Origin of the sequence: Streptomyces sp. RB17 (assembly GCF_009604455.1) — a bacterium.
Lineage (GTDB): Bacteria > Actinomycetota > Actinomycetes > Streptomycetales > Streptomycetaceae > Streptomyces.
This window is the reverse complement of record NZ_WEGL01000001.1, coordinates 1,065,919-1,088,461: the sequence shown is the minus strand read 5'-3', so window position 1 is coordinate 1,088,461 and position 22,543 is coordinate 1,065,919. Positions and strand designations below refer to the sequence as shown.

The window sequence follows — 22,543 nt, the reverse complement described above, 5'->3', positions numbered from 1 at the left end:
CCTCTCCGTCAGGCCTCTGCCTTCTTCTCGGCTTCCTTCTTCTCGGCCTCCTTGGCCGCCTTGGCCGCCTCCGAGATCTGCCGCTTGGCAGCCGTCGCGTACATGTCGACGTACTCCTGGCCGGACAGCTTCATGATCTCGTACATGACCTCGTCGGTCAGGGCGCGCAGTACGAAGCGGTCGTGCTCCATGCCGTGGTAGCGGCTGAAGTCCAGCGGCTTGCCGATGCGGATGCCGGGCCGCATCAGCTTCGGCATCACCTTGCCGGGCGGCTGGATCTTCTCGGTGTCGATCATCGCCACCGGGATGACCGGAGCCCCGGTGGCGAGCGCCACGCGCGCGAGGCCGCCCGGCTTGCCCCGGTAGAGCCGGCCGTCGGGCGAGCGGGTGCCCTCGGGGTAGATGCCGAACAGCTCGCCGCGCTCCAGCACCTCTATGCCGCTCTTGATCGCGGCCTCGCCGGCGCCGCGCGCCCCGGAGCGGTCCACCGGGAGCTGTCCGACGCCCTTGAAGAAGGCGGCGGTCAGCCGGCCCTTCACACCGGGGGTGGTGAAGTACTCGGCCTTCGCGATGAAGGTCACCTTGCGGTCCAGGACCGCGGGCAGGAAGAACGAGTCCGAGAAGGACAGGTGATTGCTCGCCAGTATGGCGGGGCCCTCGGCCGGGATGTTCTCCAGGCCCTCCACCCAGGGCCTGAAGGCGACCTTCAGCGGCCCGCCGATGGCGACCTTCATCGTGCCGTACAACACCCGCTTGCCTCCTGTTTCCGTCGAACAGACCTTAACCCTTCAGGAGCGTCAAAGGCCCCGACGACCCTGGTCGGTGTCAGTGCGGTCGCGTACGGTGAAGCACATCCGCACGTTTCCCTCACGCCTCCGCCGGTCGCCGGTCGGGGCCCCTTCAGGAACAGGAGCGTCGAAGGTGCCGGTCCTCCCCGGAGCCGAGCCGTACCGCCACCAGGGCGGGGAGGTGGGGGTCCTCCTCTGCCACGGCTTCACCGGCTCGCCCCAGTCGCTGCGCCCCTGGGCGGAGCACCATGCGGCGCGCGGCCTGACCGTGTCGCTGCCCCTGCTGCCCGGCCATGGCACCCGCTGGGAGGACATGCAGGTCACGGGCTGGCAGGACTGGTACGCGGAGGTGGACCGCGAGCTGCGCCTGCTCGCCGAACGCTGCTCCCAGGTGTTCGTCGCCGGCCTGTCGATGGGCGGCGCGCTGGCGCTCAGGCTGGCCGCTCGGCACGGCGAGCGGGTGCGGGGCGTCGTGGTCGTCAACCCGGCGAACAAGGTGCACGGCCTGTCGGCGTACGCCCTTCCGGTGGCCCGGCATCTCGTGCGGACGACGAAGGGCATCGCGAGCGACATCGCCAAGGAAGGCGCGGCCGAGCTGGGCTACGACCGGGTGCCGCTGCACGCGGCGCACTCGCTGCGCGGGTTCCTGCGCCGGCTGGACGGCGAGCTGCCCCAGGTCACCCAGCCCTTGCTGCTGCTGCGCAGCGCCCAGGACCATGTGGTCCCGGCGGCCGACTCGGCCCGGGTGCTGTGCCGGGTGTCGTCCACGGACGTGACGGAGATCGTGCTGGAACAGAGTTACCACGTGGCGACGTTGGACCAGGATGCGGACCGGATCTTCGAGGAGAGCCTCGCCTTCATGGGCCGGCTCGCACCCGGTCTCGGCAAGGAAGGGGCGGCCACAGGTGGCTGAGCACGAGTCCGACCGCGAGGATCGCGAGCCGGACGAGCAGAAGGTGCCCTTCGACGAGGACGCCGCCTGGCGGGCCATCGTCGCGGGGTACGGCGAGGAGCCGCCGGACCCGCCGGGCGCCAGGCCCTTCAAGCCGGTGGAGGACCTGGCGCTGCCGGAGCCGGAGCAGGACGCCGGGAGCGACACCGACACGGCGCCCGCCCGCCCGCTGGGCAGCTCGGTCTCCTTCGCGCCCGGTGTCGGCCCGCGCGACCACAGCCCGCCCGAGCCCTCCGAGCACGACTTCGACGAGGACGACGAGGGCCACTTCGTCCCGCCGGAGCCGCCGCCGCTGCCGGACGCCGACGCCACGGCGAAGTTCGCCTGGCTGGGTGTCGTCGGCGGGCCGCTCCTGCTCCTGCTGGCGGTGGTGCTCGGCTGGGACATGACCTGGTGGCTGACGACCCTCGGCGTCGGCGGCTTCCTCGGCGGCTTCGCCACGCTGGTGATGCGGATGCGCACGGGCGACGAGGAGGACGACGACCCGGGGCGGGGCGCGGTGGTCTGAACTTTGTGCAAGTACTGCGGGGCTCACCTAGGGTGAGCCCATGCCGCGCGACACGCTCACCCAGGAACAGATCGTCCGGACGGCCGTGCGGCTGCTGGACGACGAGGGCCTCGAAGGCCTCAACATGCGCAGCCTGGGCAAGCGGCTGGGGGCCGCGGCGACCGCCGTCTACTGGCATGTGAAGAACAAGGACGACCTCCTGCTGCTGGCCGCGGACCGGGTGTGGCACGAGATCGACCTGCCGGCGCTCGACGGGGCCGACTGGCGGGCCACGGCCACGGTGATGGCCGACCGGCTGCACGCGATGCTCGTACGCCATCCGTGGCTGGTGCAGGCGATCGGCTCCCATGTCCTCTACGGCACCGGCAAGGCCCGCTACGACGACCGACTCCTCGGCGTCTTCGAGACCGCCGGGTTCACCCCGGAGGAGGCGGACCGGGCGGCGGGCGCGCTGGTGACGTACGTCCTGGGCAACGCGCTCGGCACCTCTGCTGCCGCCTCCCTGACGCGGAAGCTGCGGCGGGCCGGGGAGGATGCCGAGGGGTTGGTCTCGGAGACCCTGGCCAAGGCGGCGGAGGCGGCGGAGCCGTTTCCGCGGTTGCGGGAGCGGCTGGGGACGGCGGCGGCCGCGGAGTATGGAAAGGCACCCGACGGCAGCTACGCGGCGGGGTTGCGGGCGCTGCTGGACGGGCTGCGGCCGGGCGGGGTCGATGCCGGGCCCGGTACTGACGGAACGGCTGTGGGCGCTGCTCGCTGAGAGGCGCCGCTGCGCCCCGAAGGGGCGCGGGGAACTGCGCGACCAGCCCCGCGCACCCGCAGTCGCGTGCGGCGACTCAGGCCCGGGTGAAGAGGCGCCCGGCCAGGTCGACCCCCGTCACCGTCCCGTCGTCCGCGCGCGAGAAGAAGCCCTTCTGCCCCTTCAAGCCACCCTCCATGACGATGTACTCGTCCCCCGGCAGGAAGCCGATCCCCGCGGCCGGATAATCCGGCGGCATCTCCGCATCCGACGCCGCGCGGATCTCCGGCTTGATGCCGACGGCCAGCGTGACCCGGCCACCCTCCGCCGCGATGTCGAGATTCATGGCGTCGATCTCGTACCGCCCGGTGACCTCCCGCGCCCGCTCCTCGTCGTACGGCAGCGGCTCGGGTTCCCGCTCGACCACACCGAGGAACAGCTCCAGTGCCCGCTTCAGCACCGCCTGGTTGAACTGGTAGCCGTCCGGGCCGGAGTTGGCGAGCGAGACGACGGCGAAGTCCCGCTCCGGCACCAGCAGCAGCTCGGCGAACTGCCCGTTGCCCGAACCCCCGTGCCCGACCGTGCGCACGCCCTCCACGTCCCGAAGGAACCAGCAGATGCCGAAGGCGTCGCCGAGCGTGCTGCCCCGCAGTTCGACGGTCGGCTCCTTCATGCGGTGCAGCGTCTCGGCGGCCGGCAGCCCCTGTGCGTCGCCCAGCTGGAAGCGCGCCCAGCGCAGCAGATCGCTCGCCGAGGAGACGACTCCGCCGCCGGGGTTGTTGCCGCGCAGTCCGGCCCGCCACGACTTCCAGGGGCGGGCGAGGGTGAGGGAGCCGTCCTCGGCGCGGTTGTGGCCGGCGGCGAAGCGACGGACCACGACGTCGTCCAGGTCGAAGACGGTGTCGGACAGCCCCAGCGGCTCCAGGACCAGTTCGGCCAGCGCCTGCTCGAACGGCAGCCCGGTGACGTTCTCCACGACCCGGCCGAGCAGGTTGTATCCGGCCTGGCTGTAGGAGGCCCGGGCGCCGGGCGGGCCGATCAGCGGCAGCCGGTCCAACTGTCCGACGAACGCGGCGAGCGAGCCGTCGCCCTCGTCGGCGCCGACCAGGTTCCAGTCCAGGCCCGCCGTGTGGTTGAGCAGGTTCAGCACGGTGATCCGGGCGGCGGTCTCCTCGTCGGCGAGGCGCAGCTCGGGAACGTACCGGCGGACCGGCGCGTCGAGATCCACCCTGCCCTGCTCGACCAGGCGCATCAGCGCGGTCGCCGTGAAGGTCTTGCTGACCGAGGCCAGATGGAAGAGCGTGTGCTCGTCGATCGGCAGGGGGTGCTCCACGTTCGTCACGCCGTGGTCGACATGGATCTCCTCGCCGCCGGTCAGCACGGCTACGGCGGCCCCCGGCACCCCGAACTCCTTCGCCGCGGTCTCCACGAACGCGGCCAGCGACTCACGCTCACCGGACATCAGGTTCCCCCTCCTGGCCACTTGAACTAAGTACAGGAAGGACTGTAGGTGGGTGCGACAGGGGCGCACAAGGGGTTTCCTGCAGTGAGTGCAAGCGGAGCTCACGCCACCGGTACGCGCAGGGCGGCGAGGACCGGGAGATGGTCCGTGGCCGCCGTCAAGTCGGCCCGGGTGACGCCCGGTTGGTCCAGAGGGACGCCGCAGCCGAGCACCTCGATGCCCTTCGTCGCGAAGACGGCGTCGATGCGCCGCGGGGGGGCGCTGTGCGGCCAGGTGGTCTCGCCGCCCCAAGGGGCCACGGCGCGGCAGTCCTGGAGGCTCGCGGAGAGCAGCCCGAAGGTCGGGCCGCCGGGTCCTTCGTTCAGGTCGCCGCCGGCGATGGCGTGCTCGACGCCGAGTCCGGCGAGCCGGTCCAGGAGCAGGCCACCCTGGTCGTACCGCTCTTTGCCGTCCAGGCTCAGATGGCAGCTGATCACACCCAGCCGGGCCCCTCCGAAACGGACCACCCCCGTGGCGAAGCCGCGCCGGTGCAGCCCGGGGGTGAGGGGCAGCAGGACGTCCTCCGTCCGCTCCACGGTGGCCCGGAGCGAGCAGAGGATCGCCGGGCCCGCCGCGGTGGCGCCGCCGGTGAGGATCACCTGGCCGGAGGCCGCCGCCAGCCGGGCCAGCTTCTTGCGCCAGCGGAAGAAGCGGGGGGCCTCCTGGACGAGGACCAGGTCGGGGGCGCAGGCGGTGATGATCCTGGCCAGGGCGTCGGTGTCGTCTCGCATCGAGCGGATGTTGTAGCTCAGGACACGGATGACCACGGAACCGTCGGATTCGGTACGGGAGTTGGGAAGCAGCGTGCTGGTCGCCATGCCGATCAACATACGACGATGCCCGCCCGTCCCGGGACCGGACGCGGCGGGCACTGTCGCAGAACCCCACTACATGATCGGGTCGGGCTCACGGGCCAGGTCCGCCGCACCCACCAGGCCCGCCTTGTTGCCGAGTTGGGCGGCGATCACGTCGGCCACCGGGCGCCAGTTGCCGCCGACCAGCCAGCGCTTGTAGGACTTGCGGATCGGGTCGAGGACGAGTTCGCCCTCGTCGGAGAGGCCGCCGCCGACGATGAACGCGGACGGGTCGAAGAGGGAGGCGAGGTCGGCGAGGCCCGCGCCGGCCCAGCGGGCCAGCTCGCGGTAGGAGTCGACGGCGACCGGGTCGCCCTGGCGGGCGGCCATGGAGATGTGCTTGCCCTCGATGCCGTCGGGGGTGCCGTCACCGAGCGAGAGCAGCAGCTCCGCGTGCTCGGGGGTGGCGTTGGCGCGCTGCTTGGCGTAGCGGACCAGGGCGCGGCCGGAGGCGTACTGCTCCCAGCAGCCCTGCGAACCGCAACCGCACAGCAGGCCGTCCGGGACCATCCGGATGTGACCGAACTCAGCGGCCACGCCGAAGTGGCCGCGGCGCAGCTTGTTGCCGATGATGATGCCGCCGCCGAGACCGGTGCCGAGCGTGATGCAGATGACGTTGCGGTGGCCCTTGCCGGCGCCGAACTTGTACTCGCCCCAGGCGGCGGCGTTGGCGTCGTTCTCGACCACGACCGGGAGGCCCACGCGGGCCTCGACCTTCTCCTTCAGCGGCTCCTGGCGCCAGTCGATGTTCGGCGCGAAGTACACCGTCGAGCGCTGCCGGTTGACGTAACCGGCCGCACCGATGCCCACGCCGACGATCTCGTGCCCGGCGCGCGCACCCTCCACCGCCGAGGCGATGGCGTCCACGATGGCCTCGGGCGTGGTGGGGGTCGGCACCTTGAAGGTCGAGAGGATGTTGCCTTCCTCGTCGACCACGCCGGCCGCGATCTTGGTGCCGCCGATGTCGACGCCGATGGTGAGTCCCATGAATCCCTCAGTTTCGGTCGAGCCCCGCTACGGCCAACCGTACCCGAGGCCCTGCCGGGAAAGCGCTTCAGTCCAGGTCGATCCGCTCCCCCGGGCCGGTGCCCTCGCCCCCGTCCCGCCGGTCGTCCGGCCCCTCGCGGGTCAGGTCGTCGGCGGTGCGGGCGGTCCAGCGGCGCTCCTGGGCCTGGACGGCGGAGCGGTAGGCGGCGAGCAGTTCGCCGCCGGCCGCGGCCAGGTGGTCGAAGACGTCCGGGTTGCGGTCTATGACGGGCTCGACGGCGGCCTTGGCCTGCTGGACGACCTGGCGCACCACCTGCTGGGCGGCGGGCCCGGCGAGGCCACCGAGGAGCGGTGACTGGAGGCCGGACAGCTTGTCGGCCACCGTGTCCACGAGTTTCTTCAGTTCCTCCGCGGCCGAGCCCGGCTGCGGGCCGTGCTCCGCGCGGCGGCGGGTCTTCTCGGCGGCGAGGTCCTCGGCGCAGGCCGTGGCCCAGGCGTCGGCGTCGGTCGCCCGCCCCTGTGCCTCATATCCCTCGGACGAGTCGGATGCGGGACGCTCTTCGCTCATGGCGGACTCCTGACTACGGTTCGCCTTTACGACGTTACCCGAACTGGCGTACCCGGATCATCACCGTCCGGTTGCGGGCCACAGGCCGGGGTCCGGGACGAACCGGACGCGCAGCTCGCCCTCGCGCAGGCCGGCCCCGGCGACGGTGCAGCGGCGCAGGGCGGAGGGCAGCGGGACGATCCGCCGAAACGGGCCCACGGTGATCACGAGCTCGTCGCCGCGCCTGATCAGGTCCAGCTCGTCCCGTATCGCGCCGGGCAGCGGGATGTGCCAGACCAGTACGCCGTCCTCGCCTCGCCGGTCGGTGACGGGCCACTCGACGGGGGTGGGCGACGGGTTGACGTCCGGTACGGCGAGGGCGGCGAGGTCGTCGGCGCCGCGCGGGTCGTGGCCGAGGTGCGGGACGGGGTGGACGTCGTACGGCTGCTCCTGCCAGTCGGCGAGGGCCTTGCGCTGCTGGGCGAGGAGTCCGGCGAGCAGGCTCTCCGGGTCGGTCTCGGGCAGGGTGCGGTTGGCGATCAGGGCCTCGGTGCGCAGGCCGCGCAGGGCGAGGCCGAGGCCCGCGGTCCGTACGGCGTCGGCGCCGGCCGGGCCGGGTTCGGCGACCAGGCGCACGGCGGTGTGCCGGTCGGTGAGGACGGCCTCCACGGCGGCGAGTTCGAGGTCCCAGCGGGCGGCCGTCTCGTACAGCCACTCGGAGGGCATCGGCACGCCGGCCAGCCGGCCGAGGACCGGGCGCAGGGCGCGGGCCGCCTGCCGCTCGGGCGGGAGCAGGCGGCGCAGATAGCGGCGCAGCTCCTCGGGGAGGGCGAGCAGGGCGAGGGCCTGCGGGAGGGGCGGGAGGTCCACGACGAGCAGGTCGTAGCGCTCCGACAGCGCCGCGTCCCTGACGGCCCGCAGGAAGGACAGCTCCTCGGCGCCGGGCAGCGGGGTGACCTCCTCTTCGTCCAGCCGGGCGGCGCCGAGCAGGTCGAGGGCGCTTGCTGCGCGGTTCTGGAAGCCGGTGAGGTCCTCCCGGAACCGGGCGACGGCGTCGGGACGCCAGGCGGTGAGGTTCACGGCGGCCTCCCTGGGCGCCGGTCCTGTCGCGAAGCCCAGCGCGGTGCCGAGGCTGTCGGTGCGGTCGGCACTCAGGAGAAGCGTGCGGACGCCCTCGCCTGCGGCGCGCTGTGCGGTGGCGGCGGCGACGGTCGTACGACCGCTGCCGCCCGGGCCCGTGATCAGGATGGTGCGCATGAGGCTGAACGGTAACGGAGGGCGGGGGCACGGGGTGTTGGCCGTAGCCGACGCGGAAGCGCTGGACGGCGCCCGGGCCGAGGCAACGGGTGGCCGGCGCTGCCGGACGGCGGCCGGCCGGGGGCCGGTCGCGCCACCCGGCACCGACGGCTTGCCGCCCGCGGCTGGGCGGGCGGGTTCGAAGCGCGGCCGACCACGACGGGACGGGCGGGATGCGGCGCGCGGGCACCCCGGCTCCACGAGCGGCATGCGGCGCACGGCCACCCACGGCACGACGAACGCGGTGCGCGGCCAACCACGACTGGACGGGCGGGATGGGGCCGTGAACACGGCGAGTGGCGCAATGGACACATGACCGCCCGCGGCCGGGCGACCGGACCCGACGGATGGCTGGCCGACCGCCCACCGCTGGGCGAGGCGGTTCGATGCGCGACCGACCACGGCCGGTCGAGTGGGATGCGGCGCACGCACCCCGGCTCCACGAGCGGCATGCAGCGCACGGCCACCCACAGCACGACCAACGCGGTGCGCGGCCAACCGCCACTGGACGGGCGGGATGGGGCCGTGAACACGGCGAGTGGCGCAATGGACACATGACCGCCCGCGGCCGGGCGACCGGACCCGACGGATGGCTGGCCGACCGCCCACCGCTGGGCGAGGCGGTTCGATGCGCGACCGACCACGGCCGGTCGAGTGGGATGCGGCGCACGCACCCCGGCTCCACGAGCGGCATGCAGCGCACGGCCACCCACAGCACGACCAACGCGGTGCGCGGCCAACCGCCACTGGACGGGCGGGATGGGGCCGTGAACACGGCGAGTGGCGGCAATGGACACATGACCGCCCGCGGCCGGGCGACCGGACCCGACGGATGGCCAGCCGACCGCCCGCCGCTGGGCGAGGCGGTTCGATGCGCGACCGACCACGGCCGGTCGAGTGGGATGCGGCGCACGCACCCCGGCTCCACGAGCGGCATGCGGCGCACGGCCACCCACGGCACGACGAACGCGGTGCGCGGCCAACCACGACTGGACGGGCGGGATGGGGCCGTGAACACGGCGAGTGGCGGCAGTGGACACATGACCGCCCGCGGCCGGGCGACCGGACCCGACGGATGGCTGGCCGACCGCCCGCCGCTGGGCGAGGCGGTTCGATGCGCTGCCGACCACGGCGGGACGGGCGGGATGCGGCGCACGCACCCCGGCTCCACGAGCGGCATGCGGTGCGCGGTCAACCGCGACTGGATGGGGGCGTGGAGGCGCGCGGCCGTATGCGGCGGGTCGGGCCGTGGACACGTGGCCGCCCGCGGCCGGGTGGGCGGACGCGACCGGTGGCTAGCCGGACGTCGTGGTGGCTCCAGGGGCGGCTACTCCGCCGACTCCACCCTCTTCTTCAGGCCCGCCAGGGCGCGGTCGATGATGACCTTCTCCGCCTTGCGCTTGATCATGCCGAGCATGGGGATCTTGACGTCCACCGTGAGGAGGTAGGTGACCTCCGTCGTGGCGGGGCCCGTCGGCTTGAGGATGTACGAGCCGTCCAGGGAGCGCAGCATCTGGGACTTGACCAGGGTCCAGGAGACCTCGTTGTCGCCGGTCCAGGTGTAGGCCAGCGTCTGGTCGTCCTTGATGGCGCCCGCGTCCATGACGAGCCGGACCTGCTCGGCGCGGCCCTGGTCGTCGGTCTTGAGGACCTCCGCCTCCTTCACCTCGCCGGTCCAGTCCGGGTAACGGGCGAAGTCGGCGATCACCCCCATGACGTCGGCCGGTGCCGCCTCGATGGTGATGCTCGAGCTGGTGTGTTCCGCCATCGCCGTGGCTCCTCCAGATGCGGGCCGGTACAGAGGTCGTCGTGCGCACGTGTGTGCAGCGTGAAGGCTACCGCGCCGCCGACCTGCCGCCTTCACCCCATGTCCCACCCACCCTCGACCGGTCACCGTTCACGTCACCATTCGAGCGCCCAGGGGCGGCCCGTCCCCGCGAAGTGGCCCACGTTCACGCACTCCGTCGCGCCGATCCGCATACGGCGCACGAGCGGCTGATGGACATGCCCGAAGAGCGCATAACGAGGCTTCGTGCGGCGGATCGCGGCCAGCAGGGCCCGGCTGCCCCGCTCGAAGCGGCGCGCGACGGTGTCGTAGACCAGCTCGGGAACCTCCGGCGGGATGTGCGTGCACAGCACGTCGACCTCGCCGACCGCCTCGATCTTCGCCGCGTACTCCTCGTCACCGATCTCGTACGGCGTCCGCATGGGCGTGCGCAGACCGCCGCCGACGAAGCCGAAGGTCCAGCCGCCGATCTCCACCCGTTGCCCGTCGAGCACGGTGGTGCCGGGATGGGCGTAGTCCTTCCAGAGCGGCGGCATGTCGACGTTGCCGTAGGTGGCGTACGTCGGGGTCGGGAACGCGGCGAACAGCTCGGCGTACTGCTTGCGCACCGCCCTCTCGACGGCCGCGGCCCGGTCCGTGCCGATGTCGCCCCACAGCCGGGCGCCGAACTCCCGGGCCTCCTCGAAGCGGCGGGCGGTGCGCAGCGCGACGATGCGGTCGGCGTTCTCCTTGCCGAACAGGTCCGGGAAGATGCCGCGCGAGTGGTCGGCGTAGTCGAGGAAGAGGACGAGATCGCCCAGGCAGATCAAGGCGTCCGCACCCTCGCCCGCCCGGGCCAGGTCCCGCGCGTTGCCGTGCACGTCGCTGACCACGTGGACGCGCGTGCTGCGTCGCCCGGCGTCTCGGTTACCGGAGGGTGTGGATGCCATGGCGATCAAGCGTAGGCGTGTGCGGTGTGCGTGAACAGTGTCGGCCCCGCCTGCGGTTACTCGCCGGTCGGTTCAGCCGTGGACTACTGTGCGCGAAGGAACGCCAACATGTGTGACGCAGCGAACATCTCACCGGGAACCCCTGTCGGGAACGCCATACCGGCGGGTAACGTCCGGGCAGTCCAGTCGTGCTCTGGATTTCAACAGCTGAATTCCCGAGCACCTGCCCGAGCCTTGGACCGCACCGTCGCATCACACAGAGTCGTGGCGCCGGCGCCCTATGAGGAGCAGCAGTCTTGCGCGAGTTCAGCCTTCCGGCTTTGTACGAGGTCCCTGCGGACGGCAATCTGACCGACATCGTCCGTAGAAACGCCGCGCAGCATCCCGACGTCGCCGTCATCGCCCGCAAGACCGGGGGCACCTGGCAGGACGTGACGGCCGCCGCCTTCCTCGCCGAGGTGCGCGCCGCCGCCAAGGGTCTCATCGCCTCCGGCGTCCAGCCCGGCGACCGGGTGGGCCTGATGTCCCGGACCCGGTACGAGTGGACCCTGCTCGACTTCGCGATCTGGAGCGCGGGCGCGGTCACCGTGCCGGTGTACGAGACCAGCTCGCCGGAGCAGGTGCAGTGGATCCTGTCCGACTCGGGCGCGACCGCCTGCATCGTGGAACTGGACAACCACGCCGGGGCCGTGGAGTCGGTGCGCGAGTCGCTGCCCGCCCTCAAGCACGTCTGGCAGATCGAGGCCGGCGGCGTGGAGGAGCTGGGGCGGCTCGGCCAGGACGTGTCGGACCAGACGGTGGAGGAGCGCAGCTCGCTCGCCCGGGCCGATGACCCGGCGACCATCGTGTACACCTCCGGCACCACGGGCCGCCCCAAGGGCTGTGTCCTCACCCACCGCAGCTTCTTCGCCGAGTGCGGCAACATCGTGGAGCGGCTGCGCCCGCTGTTCCGTACCGGCGAGTGCTCGGTCCTGCTCTTCCTGCCGCTGGCGCACGTCTTCGGCCGCCTGGTGCAGATCGCGCCGATGATGGCGCCGATCAAGCTGGGCTGCGTCCCGGACATCAAGCACCTCACCGACGAGCTGGCCGCCTTCCGGCCGACGCTGATCCTCGGTGTCCCGCGTGTCTTCGAGAAGGTCTACAACACGGCGCGCGCCAAGGCGCAGGCGGACGGCAAGGGCGCGATCTTCGACAGGGCGGCGGACACCGCGATCGCCTACAGCAAGGCGCTGGACAGCGCCTCCGGCCCGTCGATCGGCCTGAAGGTCAAGCACAAGGTCTTCGACAGGCTGGTCTACAGCAAGCTGCGCGCGGTCCTCGGCGGCCGGGGCGAGTACGCCATCTCCGGCGGCGCCCCGCTGGGCGAGCGGCTCGGCCACTTCTTCCGCGGCATCGGCTTCACGGTGCTGGAGGGGTACGGCCTCACCGAGTCCTGCGCGGCCACGGCCTTCAACCCGTGGGACCGGCAGAAGATCGGCACGGTCGGTCAGCCGCTGCCCGGCTCGGTGGTGCGGATAGCGGACGACGGCGAGGTGCTGCTGCACGGCGAGCACCTGTTCAAGGAGTACTGGAACAACCCGGGCGCGACGGCGGAGGCGCTGGCCGACGGCTGGTTCCACACCGGTGACATCGGCACCCTGGACGAGGACGGCTATCTCAGGATCACCGGCCGGAAGAAGGAGATCATCGTCACGGCGGGCGGCAAGAACGTGGCGCCCGCGGTGATCGAGGACCGGATCCGCGCGCACGCGCTGGTCGCGGAGTGCATGGTGGTGGGCGACGGGCGGCCGTTCGTGGGCGCGCTGGTCACCATCGACGAGGAGTTCCTGGACCGTTGGGCCGCCGAGCACGGCAAGCCGGCGGGCTCCACCGCGGCGTCGCTGAAGGACGACCCGGATCTGAACGCGGCGATCCAGACGGCGGTCGACGACGGCAACGCCGCGGTGTCGAAGGCGGAATCGGTGCGGAAGTTCCGCATTCTGCCCTCCCAGTTCACGGAGGAGTCGGGCCACCTCACCCCGTCGCTGAAGCTCAAGCGGAACGTGGTGGCGAAGGACTACGCGGCCGAGATCGAGGCGATCTACGCGAAGTAGCACGCCTCCTGACGGTGTGTCATGGCGCGGTGTCCTCGGCGAGGACCCGCGCCATCGTGCGTTCGGCGAGCGCGGTGATGGTGACGAAGGGGTTCACGCCGATGTTGCCGGGCACGAGCGAGCCGTCGGTGACATAGAGGTGTGAGTACCCCCTGACCCGGCCGTGGTCGTCGGTGGCCTTCCCGAGGACGCAGCCGCCCAGCGGGTGGTACGTGAAGTCGTCGGCGAAGACCTTGCCGGCCGAGCCGAACAGGTCGTAGCGGTAGATGGTGGCGTTGGCCAGGTTGATCCGGTCGAACAGCTTCTTGGCCATGCTCACCGACACCGCGCTCTGGGCTTCGCTCCAGCCGAGCCGCACCGCGCCGGAGGCGGAGTCGTACGTGAAGGACGCCCGTTCGGGATTCTTGGTGATCGCCAGATAGAGGCTGATCCAGTGCTCGAAGCCCATGGGCAGCGGGGCGATCTCGGCGAAGACCGGGTTGTCGGTGTTGGCCCAGTCGTCGATGCCCATCACCGGCATGGTGGCCTCGTCGGCGCCGACGGTGTCCCAGACGTGGTTGGCGCGGCCGAGCATGGTGTTGCCGTTGGTGCCCCAGCCCGCGCCCACGGCGGAGTTCAGGTCGGGCAGGGTGCCGGTGTCCCGGGCGCGGACGAGGAGTTCGGTGGTGCCGAGGCTGCCGCCGCCGAGGAAGAGATACGTGCAGCTGTAGCTCTTGGTCTCGACGACCGTGCCGGTGGCGTCGATCCGGTCGGCGGTCAGCACGTACGACCCGTCGCCCGCCCGGCTGATGGACCTCACCTTCTCCAGGGTGTGGATCGTGACGTTGCCGGTGCCGAGGGCGGCGGCCAGATAGGTCTTGTCGAGGCTGCGCTTGCCGTGGTTGTTCCCGTAGATGACCTCGCCGGCGAGCGCGGACCTCGTGGCCGTGCCGGCGGCCTCCTGCTGCATGTAGCCGAAGTCGTAGACGTTCGGCACGAAGGTGGTCTTCAGGCCCGCGTTGCCGGCGGCCTTACGGGAGGTGCGGGCGAACCGGTACCAGTCGGTGGACTCGAACCAGGCCGGGTCGATGGTGTTGACGCCGAGCATGGCGCGGGCGCGGGGGTAGTAGGTGCCGTACATCTCGTCGGCGTCGACGGTCGGGAACTGCTCGGTGAAGTACGACTTCAGGGGCGTGACCGCCATGCCGCCGTTGACGAGGGAGCCGCCGCCGACGCCGCGGCCGACGTAGACGGACATGTGGTCGTAGTGGACGCGGTCCAGGACGCCCGGGTAGGAGCTGATGTCCTTGTTGACCACGTCCAGCCAGAGGAAGGTGGCGAGCGGGGCCTCGGTGCGGGTGCGGAACCACATCGAGCGCTGGTCGGGGGCGGTGGTGGAGCAGAAGATCTTGCCGTCACCGCCGGTGGTGTTCCACAGGCGGCCCATTTCGAGGACGAGGGTACGGATGCCGGCCTGGCCGAGGCGGAGGGCGGCGACGGCGCCGCCGTAGCCGGAGCCGATGACGATCGCCGGGGCCGATTCGACTGCGTCGGGCTCGGCGGCGTGGGCTGACTGGAGGCCGATGCGGGTGAAGCCGAGGGTGGCCGCGGTCTGCAGTGCGGCCATACCGAGTATGTGACGTCTCGTCAGCTGACGTCTCATCAGGTTTGCTGTCATGGGCGCAGCATGGGCGGATTTTTCGGTTCCGCCAAGGGCTCCGCCAGGGGGCGAGGGCGCCATCTGGGGTGCCGGGTGCGATTCGTCGGCGAATGCGGGTCGTTCGTGGTTGATCGCACAGTTCCCCGCGCCCCTTTGGGGCCCGTTTGCCCTACAGCACGTCTTTGAGTTTCTCGGCGAGCAGGTCCCAGCGCCAGCGCTCCTCCACCCACTGGCGGCCTCGCTCGCCCATGCGGCGGCGCAGCTCGGGGTCGCCCAGCAAAGCCACGATCCGCTCTGCGGCCGCCCCCGGGTCGCCGCCCTTGACCACCCACCCCGTCTCCCCGTCGAGCACCGCGTCCGGAGCCCCGCCCGAGTCGCCCGCCACCACCGGCAGGCCGGTTGCCGAGGCCTCCAGGTAGACGATGCCCAGGCCCTCCACGTCGAGGCCGCCCCGCCGCGTTCGGCAGGGCATGGCGAAGACGTCGCCGGCGCCGTAGTGGGCGGGCAGGTCGGACCAGGGGACGGCGCCGGTGAAGCGGACGGAGCCGGCGACGCCGGTCTCGGCGGCCATGCGGCGCAGGTCCCGCTCGTACGGTCCGCCGCCGACGACGAGCAGGACGGTGTCGGGCTCGGCGGCGAGGATGCGGGGCATCGCCTGGATGAGGGTGTCCTGGCCCTTGCGCGGGACCAGCCGGGAGACACAGACCACGACCGGGCGGTCGGTGAGGCCGAGGCGGGCGCGGATCTCGTCGCCGCCGGAGCCGGGGTGGAACGTCTTCTCGTCCACGCCGGGCGGCAGCTGGACCATGCGGGCGGCCGCGGCCGGGGTGAGTGCCGTGGCGATCCTCGACCGCGTGTACTCCCCCAGGTAGGTGATCGTGTCCGTCGACTCCCCGATCCGGCGCAGCAGTTGCCGGGCCGCGGGCAGCTGGGCCCAGCCGGCCTCGTGGCCGTGGGTGGTGGCCACCAGCCGCTCGGCGCCCGCCGTGCGGAGTGCGGGGGCCATGAGGCCGAGCGGTGCCGCCGCCCCGAACCACACCGAGGTGCAGCCGTGCTCGCGCAGCAGGCCGACCGCCCGCCGGGTCGCCTGCGGGGTCGGCAGCAGCATGGTCGTACGGTCGCGTACGACGGTGAAGGCCTGCTCGGCGTCGAAGGCGGTGGTGGCCTCGATGCCCTCCCGGCTGCGCTTCCAGGTGGAGGCGTAGACGACCAGCCGGCCGGGGTCCAGGCGGAGGGCCATGTTGTGCAGGAAGGCCTGGATGCCGCCCGGCCGGGGCGGGAAGTCGTTGGTGACGATCAGGGTCTTGTGCATCGCCGCCGACCCTACCGGTTCAGCCGTCCGGAGCCGGGTGTGGCCGAGTTTGTGGCATGCACACAGACGCGCACGACATCATGGTCCCCGACCGGCAACCGAACGGCAGGGGATCACGTGGAGACGAAAGGCGCCGGGCGGTCCCTGGCATGGCTGCTCGCGACCTGGGGCGTCACCCGCGCGATGCTGCTGCTGTTCGTCTTCCAGGTGTACCTGTTCCCGGGCCCGGACGTCACCTCCGACGTGTCGGTGATCTACCGGGGCTGGTACGAGGTGCTGCGCCAGGGAACGTTTCCGCTGGACGACGTGACCTGGCAGTACCCGCCGGCCGCCGCCCTCCCGGTGCTCTCCCCCGCCGCCCTGCCCTTCCTGTCGTACGCGCACGCCTTCTTCGTGCTGGCCTTCCTCGCCGACGTGGTCGTGCTGGCGCTGCTGCTGTATCCGCGCCGACGCCCCGGCCGCTCCCAGCGCGGCGCCTGGGTGTGGGTGGCGGGCGTGCCGCTGCTCGGTCCGACGGTGTACGCGCGCTACGACGTGATGGTGACCGCGGTTGCCGTGGCGGCGCTGCTCGCCGGGGCCCGGCATCCGCGGGTGATGGGGGCGCTGACCGCGTTCGGGGCGCTGCTGAAGGTGTGGCCGGCGCTGCTGCTGGTCGGTGCCGTGCGGCGGCGGGCGTGGTGGTCGGCGGCGGTGACCGCGACGGGAATCGCGGCGCTGTTCTCGGTGTCCATGCCGGGTGCCTTCGCCTTCCTGACCTTCCAGCGGGACCGGGGCACCGAGGTGGAGTCGCTGGGCGCCCTGGTCTTCCATGTGGCCCGGCACTTCGGCTGGCAGGGCCAGGTGCTGCTGAACTACGGGTCGATCGAGTTCGTCGGCCCGTATGTGGACCAGGTCAGCACGGCGGCACTGGCGCTGACCGTGACCGCGTTCGGCTGGCTGCTGCTGTGGCGGCTGCGCGCGACCCGCAGGGCGCCGCACACCCTCGCGGAGGCGGCCTTCACCGCCGTCCTGCTGTTCACGGTCACCAGCCGGGTGATCAGCCCGCAGTACCTGGTGTGGCTGATCGGCCTGGCCGCGGTCTGTGTCTCCTACCGGGCGAGCCGCATGGGGGCGCCCGCACTGATGGTGGTGGCCGCGTCCTTCCTGACGGTGCTGGAGTTCCCGCTCGGCTTCCTGCACGTGGTGACGAGCGACCGGTACGGCGTTCTGCTCCTGCTGCTGCGCAACGGCCTGCTGGTCGCGGCCTCGGTGACGGCAGCCCGCCGGCTGTGGCGCTCGACCGTGCCGCCGTCCCCCACCGCCCCGCTGCCACCGCGACCGACCCACCCCCGGCAGACCCCGGTCTCCTCCTGACCCGGCCGACCTGACGACGCCCCGAGGCGCCCCGGGCCTGGCCTGTCCTGAGAAGCTCCACGACGGAATCGGACGTCACTCGCTCCGGATCAGCTGCTCCCGGACATACTGCCGCCACTGCTCGGTGAACGCCCCCGGTGTCGTCCCCAGCACCTTTTTCAGCGCGTCCTCGACCGCGCCCGGGCGCTTCTCGTGGGTGCCGACGGCACGGTAGAAGGCGCCGAGGCGGGCCGTGCCCCAGTGGTCGGCGATCATCCGGCAGGCCAGCCAGCCGCCCTCGTAGGCCTGGGCGAGCTCGGCCGGGTCGCTGGTGAAGCCGAAGTCCTTGTCGGTGGGGAGCCGGGTGGGCGGGTGGCCGTCCTGCACGGCGCGGGTGAGTTCCGGCGCGGCCTCGGTGGGGGTGCGGCCGGTGCCGAGGTAGCCGATCCAGTCCGCGTAGCCCTCGGAGAGCCACAGCGGGGTCGCGGCGGTGGTGTGCGCGCGGGTGGCCACATGAGTGGTCTCATGGGTGAGCACCACCTGCTTGCCGAGGTCGCCGAGGATGGCGTACGCCTCCGGGTTGACGACCACCCGGTCCGCCGGCGCCGTGCCGGAGCCGCCCGCCTCACCGGTGGTGACTGCGGCTATCCCCCGGTAGTTCGCCGCGGGCGAGCCGAGAAGCCCCGCCATGCCCTGTAGCGAACGCGGGACGAGGACCACGACATGGCGGCTCCAGTCGGTGCCCCAGGCCCGGGAGACGGCGGGTACGGCGCGGTCGGCCAGCGTGGCGTACCGGCGCAGTTGGGCGGCGGGCCGGCCGGTGCCCAGCACCAGGCTGTGCGTGCCCCTGACGGCGGTCACGAGGCCCTGGTCCCACAGCTGCTGTCCGGTGTCCTTGGCGGGCCTGTCGGCGGTGACGTACCACCTGCCGTCGGCGGTGCGGCCCAGGGTGAGGGTGCGGCGGGCGTCGACGGGGGCCTTGTCGTACCCGGCGACCCGGTACCCCAGGTCGGCGTCGGCGGTGGCGCCGGAGGAGGTGCGGTGCACGGCGGTGACCCGGTAGGCCCAGGAGGCCAGCGGCAGGGCACGCAGCCGGGTGTACTCCGTGCGGGTGCCCGTCGCCCCGTACGCCGTCTCGTCGTGGTGGAGAAGCGCGGCGGAGCGCCGGTCGAGCAGCTGCTGCACCTCGGTGCGGGCGGAGTCGGCGGGGGTGCCGCCGCAGCCGGCCAGGGGCAGCAGCAGCCCCAGCCCCACGACCCCGATGCTCCACGCCCGCCTGCGACCAGCCACTTCCCGATCGTAACGGCGCCCGGCCCGGTTCAGGGCCGGGTGACCGAGGAGACCGGCATCATGCCGACCGGGTCGTAGCGCACCGCGGCGCCCGGATAGGGGGCGTGGATGACCTGGCCGTCGCCCACGTACATGCCCACATGGCTGGCGTCGGAGCGGTAGATCACCAGGTCGCCGGGGCGGGCCTGGGAGAGCGGGACCTGCCGGCCGGCGAAGCGCTGCTCCTGCGAGGTGCGCGGCAGCTGGACCCCGGCGTGCGCGTACGACCACTGCATCAGGCCCGAGCAGTCGAAGCCGGAGGGGCCGCTGGCGCCCCACACATACGGCCGGCCGAGGGCGGAACGGGCGGCGGCCACCGCGGCGGCGGCGCGGGGGTCGGGAGAGTCCGCGGTGTCGGGGGCGAGGAGGCCGGTCAGGTCGGACAGGTCGAGACGGCCGTCGCCGTCGGAGCGCGAGGCGCGGCCGAATGCGGCGCGTTCGGCGGGCGGGAGCGCGTCGAGCAGCTGCCGGGCCTTGGCGAGCTTCTGCACCACGGTCCGCTTGTGCACGGTCACGGCCTTGCGGCTGCTCTCCAGCTCGGCGAGCTTCCCGACCGCCACCGTGCGCTCCTGGGCGAGGTCCCGCAGCGCCGACTGCAACTCGCGCAGCTGACCGGCCTGTTGGGCGGTGATGCGGTCGAGGGTGGACGCCCTGTCGAGGTAGTCGTCGGGGTTGGCGGAGAAGAGCAGCGCCACGGCCGGGTCGATGCCGCCCGCGCGGTACTGGGCGCCGGCGAGCGAACCCAGCTGCTCGCGCAGGGTGTTGACGCGCTGCTGCTGCCGGGCGATGAGGTCCTGGGCGTCGCGTACCTCGCGGCGCAGCGTGCCGGCCCGCTCCTGGGCCTTGTCGAAGGCCTGGGTCGCCTGCTCGGCCTCCTGGTAGAGCCGGTCCACCTCGGCCCGGGTGTCGGCGTGCGGTGCGGCCTGTGCCGGTACGGCGCCCAGCGCGGCGGCCGTGGCCGACAGGACGCACAGGGCGACGGCGCCCCGGTCGAATCCGGAGGAGGCAAGACGGCGATGAGACCCCACGGCAGTCCTTCTGCTGGCGGACAGAGACCGTTTCCCCGGCGCCTGGGGACGGGGAGGCCCCGGCGCCGGGGAAACGCGGCAGACAGTAGCCGTGCGGAAGGGGCCGGACCAACGGCCGTGGCGGCAACATACGGTGACGCCCCGCCGCTGACCCAGGTCATTGGCGGGGCGTCGAGTCACCTTCGGTCCACGGGATTCGCCCGTTCGGGCGCCCCCGGGCGAGCGTTCCGCCGGGATGGCGGGGGTATCAGACCCGGTTTCGCGGGGTCGTTCTCGTCAGGGGTGTCAGACCCGGACGCCGAACTGGAACGGCATGTCGCTCATCGCCTCGTAGCGGACCACAGCACCGGTGTGCGGGGCGTGCAGCACCTGGCCGTTGCCGGCGTACAGGCCCACGTGGTGGATGTCGCCGTAGAAGAAGACCAGGTCGCCGACCTTGAGCTGGCTCTGGTCGTAGATCCGGGTGCCGATGGTGGCCTGCGACTCGGAGGTGCGCGGTATGGAGACACCGGCCTGGGCGTAGGCCCAGGAGGTCAGGCCCGAGCAGTCGAAGGAGGACGGGCCGGAGGCGCCGTAGACGTACGGCGAGCCGAGCACGCTCTGGGCGGCGGAGAAGGCCGCCGCGGCGCGGCCGGAGGCCGGCGGGGCGTCGCCGAGGTTCACGCGCTGGCTGGAGGAGCGGTCGGCGCGCGCCTGCTGGGCGGCGAGCTCCGCCTTCTCCTTGGCCGTCAGGGTGTTGAGGATCTTCTGCGCGGCGGCCAGCTTGGCCTGGACTTCCTTCTTCTTCTGCTCCAGCTGGGTGCGCGTGGAGGAGAGGTCCTTGAGCTTGTCGGCGGCTTCCGCCCGCTCCTGGGCCAGTTCGCGCTGTTTGTCCTGAATCTTCTTCAGGGCGTCGACCTGCTGGGCGCTCAACTGGTCGAGCGTGGAGGCCTTGTCGAGGAAGTCGTCCGGGTTGGAGGACAGGAAGAGCTGGACCGAGGGGTCGATGCCGCCGGAGCGGTACTGCGAGGTGGCCAGCGAACCCAGGCCGTCGCGCAGCTTGTTGAGGTCCTGCTGACCCCGAGCGACGTTGTCCTGGATGGTGGAGATTTCCTTCTGCAGCTTCTGCTGCTTCTCCTTCGCCCCGTCGAACTTCTCCGAGGCCTGCTCTGCCTGCTGGTAGAGCTCGTCGACCTTGGCCTTGACCTGGTCCTTGGTGAGCTTCTGGCTCGGCGCGGCGTTGGCGGCGTTCGCGCTCAGGACGACGGCTGCGGCGGCTGCGGTGGTCAGCACGGTCACGCGGGCGCGACTCTGCTGCTTGGGTCGACGATGGGACGCCACGGAGGACGAACTCCTTCTCGTGAGTGAGTGAGCGATCACCCGTTCGGAGGTTCGAGCCCAGACCCTAGTGACCTTCTTGTGATCAGATCAAATCCTCACACCAGAAAATCTGGTCACGCAATGCATTCTTTGCACTCAACTCACACGGGGTGAGGCCTGCTTGACGCTACGTTGCGTGACGATACGACCAATTCGGGCATTGCATATGCCGCTTGGACCTTCAGGACAGTCGCTTCAGAAGCACCGCAGAGGCGACCGGACGGGCACCCGCCCTGGCGACCCCGTCGGCCACCTCCCGGTCGGTGGAGGCGACGATGACCGGACGGCCCGGCGGCTCCGCGCGCACGAGCTGCCGGATCAGCTCGTCGGCCGTGACACCCGGCTTCGAGAACAGCACGCGCACGCCGCGCGGCGGGGCCAGCAGCACCGGGGCGGCCAGTTCGGCGCCGTCGAAGACACAGGTCACCTCGGCGCCGGTCTGCGCGGAGAGCGCGGAGAGCTGCCCGAGGAGCCGGAGCCGCTGCTTCTCCAGCGGCATCTGCGGATAGCCGGTCTTGGTGACGTTGTAGCCGTCGACCACCAGATGCGCCTGGGGCAGCGCCAGCAACTGGTCGAGAATCGCGGGATCGTTCTCCGACAGGGCGCGCGCCGCGATGTCCTTCGGTGTCATGCGGCCCGGTTCGACCGCGTCGACGGTCTCGGCGGGCCGTACGGACACGGGCGGCAGGGCGAGTTCGCGCCGGAGGCCCTGGGTCGCTTCCAGCAGGGTGTCGAGCAGCAGCCGCACCCGCATGTCCTCCACGCTGCGGCCCTCACGGGCCGCGCGGCGGGTGGCCTCCAGCGCGGCCTCGGCCTCGCCGAGCCGGGCCTTGAGCCGACGCGCCTCGCTCTCCGCGGCCGACACACGCAAGTGCGCCTCGGCGCGTACGGCGTCCATCTCGCCCTGGGCCTTGCGCAGGGCGGCCTCGCCCCGCTTGACGTCGCTGAGGGCGGCCCGGAGCTTACGGTGCAGCGAGTCCGCTTCCTTCTTCGTCGACTCCAGCTCCGTACGCAGCCGTTCGGTCTCGGCTCGGGTGTGTTCGCGGGCCTGGGCGAGCTCGGCGCGCAGCCGTTCCAGCTCGGCCCGGCTCTCCTCGTCGGCGCGCTCGGCGTCCGCGCGCTGGACCTCCTCGCCGGCCGCCGTGACCAGCTTCACCCAGCCCGCCGGGCGCAGTACGTAGGCCGCGGCCGCCACGTCGAGCGGGTCCGCGGCCGGGAGCGGCGAGCCGGAGTCGAGGGCGCCGGCGAGTTCCGGCTGCGCCTCTCTGAACTTCTCCCCGATCCGCTGCCGGAACAGCGCGTCGGTCTCCAGCGCCGCCGCCATCGCGTTCCCGGCGAACTTGGCCCGGCGAGTGGGGGTGAACCGGGCGTACTGCCTGAGTTGTGCGGGCAGTTCCATGACGGTCAGACCGCCGAAGCCGTCCGAGACGATCTGGACGACTCTGCGTCGCACCCCGTCGGGCAGCGGACGGTCAAGCACCTCAGCGGTGCCGTCGCCCGGCCCCCCGCCTGCGGTCTCCACCATCCGTCACACCCCACTACTTCAACTTCTTCGGGGCCGCTCCGC

At 72.1% G+C, this 22,543-nt stretch carries 19 protein-coding genes; 5 read left to right on the top strand and 14 right to left on the bottom strand.

Annotation, left to right across the window (positions count from 1 at the left end):
- Positions 1–8 precede the first annotated feature (8 nt).
- The gene (locus SRB17_RS05020) at positions 9–746 is read right to left on the bottom strand and encodes a lysophospholipid acyltransferase family protein (protein WP_153535821.1); all 738 of its coding nucleotides are present in this window, start codon (positions 744–746) and stop codon (positions 9–11) included.
- A 175-nt stretch (positions 747–921) separates the two neighbouring features.
- Between SRB17_RS05020 and SRB17_RS05015 the strand changes: the two genes are divergently transcribed.
- Genes SRB17_RS05015 through SRB17_RS05005 form a run of 3 tightly spaced genes read left to right on the top strand, consistent with a single transcriptional unit; the run spans position 922 to position 3,005 of the window.
- Entirely contained in the window at positions 922–1,701 is a 780-nt protein-coding gene (locus SRB17_RS05015; protein WP_323374994.1) for an alpha/beta hydrolase, read from the top strand.
- Positions 1,694–2,248, top strand: coding sequence for a hypothetical protein (locus SRB17_RS05010; RefSeq protein WP_323374993.1), 555 nt, complete (start codon positions 1,694–1,696; stop codon positions 2,246–2,248). Before SRB17_RS05015 ends, SRB17_RS05010 begins: the two co-directional genes overlap by 8 nt.
- Positions 2,249–2,288: 40 nt before the next feature.
- A complete protein-coding gene (locus SRB17_RS05005; RefSeq protein WP_153534862.1) occupies positions 2,289–3,005 on the top strand; it encodes a TetR/AcrR family transcriptional regulator C-terminal domain-containing protein in 717 nt (238 codons plus the stop codon).
- A 76-nt stretch (positions 3,006–3,081) separates the two neighbouring features.
- Here SRB17_RS05005 and SRB17_RS05000 read toward each other — a convergent pair whose 3' ends face one another.
- The 7 genes from SRB17_RS05000 to SRB17_RS04970 all read right to left on the bottom strand — a co-directional run bounded on the left by SRB17_RS05000 (position 3,082) and on the right by SRB17_RS04970 (position 10,884).
- The gene (locus SRB17_RS05000) at positions 3,082–4,446 is read right to left on the bottom strand and encodes a serine hydrolase domain-containing protein (RefSeq protein WP_153534860.1); all 1,365 of its coding nucleotides are present in this window, start codon (positions 4,444–4,446) and stop codon (positions 3,082–3,084) included.
- A gap of 101 nt (positions 4,447–4,547) precedes the next feature.
- Positions 4,548–5,303 carry an endonuclease/exonuclease/phosphatase family protein gene (locus SRB17_RS04995; RefSeq protein WP_153534858.1) on the bottom strand — a complete coding sequence of 252 codons (756 nt, stop codon included), beginning with the start codon at positions 5,301–5,303 and terminating at the stop codon, positions 4,548–4,550.
- A gap of 69 nt (positions 5,304–5,372) precedes the next feature.
- Entirely contained in the window at positions 5,373–6,326 is a 954-nt protein-coding gene (locus SRB17_RS04990; RefSeq protein WP_153534856.1) for an ROK family glucokinase, read from the bottom strand.
- Positions 6,327–6,393: 67 nt separating this feature from the next.
- Complete coding sequence (locus tag SRB17_RS04985) at positions 6,394–6,894, bottom strand: DUF5304 domain-containing protein (RefSeq protein ID WP_153534854.1); 501 nt, start codon at positions 6,892–6,894, stop codon at positions 6,394–6,396.
- 60 nt (positions 6,895–6,954) lie between these two features.
- Positions 6,955–8,130: an ArsA family ATPase gene (locus SRB17_RS04980; protein ID WP_153534852.1), complete on the bottom strand. Its 1,176-nt coding sequence runs from the start codon at positions 8,128–8,130 to the stop codon at positions 6,955–6,957.
- 1,366 nt (positions 8,131–9,496) lie between these two features.
- Positions 9,497–9,937, bottom strand: a complete 441-nt coding sequence (locus tag SRB17_RS04975) for an SRPBCC family protein (protein WP_153534850.1) — start codon at positions 9,935–9,937, stop codon at positions 9,497–9,499.
- Positions 9,938–10,071: 134 nt separating this feature from the next.
- Positions 10,072–10,884, bottom strand: a complete 813-nt coding sequence (locus SRB17_RS04970) for a metallophosphoesterase family protein (protein WP_153534848.1) — start codon at positions 10,882–10,884, stop codon at positions 10,072–10,074.
- Between the two features lie 296 nt (positions 10,885–11,180).
- On the opposite strand from SRB17_RS04970, the gene SRB17_RS04965 reads away from it, so the two are divergent.
- Complete coding sequence (locus SRB17_RS04965; protein ID WP_153534846.1) at positions 11,181–12,977, top strand: AMP-dependent synthetase/ligase; 1,797 nt, start codon at positions 11,181–11,183, stop codon at positions 12,975–12,977.
- A gap of 19 nt (positions 12,978–12,996) precedes the next feature.
- On the opposite strand, the gene SRB17_RS04960 is transcribed toward SRB17_RS04965, so the two are convergent.
- Positions 12,997–14,583, bottom strand: a complete 1,587-nt coding sequence (locus SRB17_RS04960) for a GMC oxidoreductase (RefSeq protein WP_153534844.1) — start codon at positions 14,581–14,583, stop codon at positions 12,997–12,999.
- 202 nt (positions 14,584–14,785) lie between these two features.
- A complete protein-coding gene (locus SRB17_RS04955) occupies positions 14,786–15,928 on the bottom strand; it encodes a glycosyltransferase family 4 protein (RefSeq protein WP_153534842.1) in 1,143 nt (380 codons plus the stop codon).
- A 117-nt stretch (positions 15,929–16,045) separates the two neighbouring features.
- Here SRB17_RS04955 and SRB17_RS04950 point away from each other — a divergent pair, with 117 nt between their 5' ends.
- On the top strand, positions 16,046–17,281 hold the full coding sequence (locus SRB17_RS04950) for a glycosyltransferase family 87 protein (protein ID WP_323374992.1): 1,236 nt from the start codon (positions 16,046–16,048) through the stop codon (positions 17,279–17,281).
- A gap of 75 nt (positions 17,282–17,356) precedes the next feature.
- Here the strand turns inward: SRB17_RS04950 and SRB17_RS04945 are convergent, their stop codons facing one another.
- The 4 genes from SRB17_RS04945 to SRB17_RS04930 form a co-directional block, all read right to left on the bottom strand.
- Positions 17,357–18,550, bottom strand: a complete 1,194-nt coding sequence (locus SRB17_RS04945; RefSeq protein WP_323374991.1) for a hypothetical protein — start codon at positions 18,548–18,550, stop codon at positions 17,357–17,359.
- A 29-nt stretch (positions 18,551–18,579) separates the two neighbouring features.
- Positions 18,580–19,617: a C40 family peptidase gene (locus SRB17_RS04940; RefSeq protein WP_323374990.1), complete on the bottom strand. Its 1,038-nt coding sequence runs from the start codon at positions 19,615–19,617 to the stop codon at positions 18,580–18,582.
- 285 nt (positions 19,618–19,902) lie between these two features.
- Positions 19,903–20,937, bottom strand: a complete 1,035-nt coding sequence (locus SRB17_RS04935; RefSeq protein ID WP_323374989.1) for a C40 family peptidase — start codon at positions 20,935–20,937, stop codon at positions 19,903–19,905.
- Between the two features lie 220 nt (positions 20,938–21,157).
- On the bottom strand, positions 21,158–22,501 hold the full coding sequence (locus SRB17_RS04930) for an NYN domain-containing protein (protein WP_153534840.1): 1,344 nt from the start codon (positions 22,499–22,501) through the stop codon (positions 21,158–21,160).
- Positions 22,502–22,543: the final 42 nt, after the last annotated feature.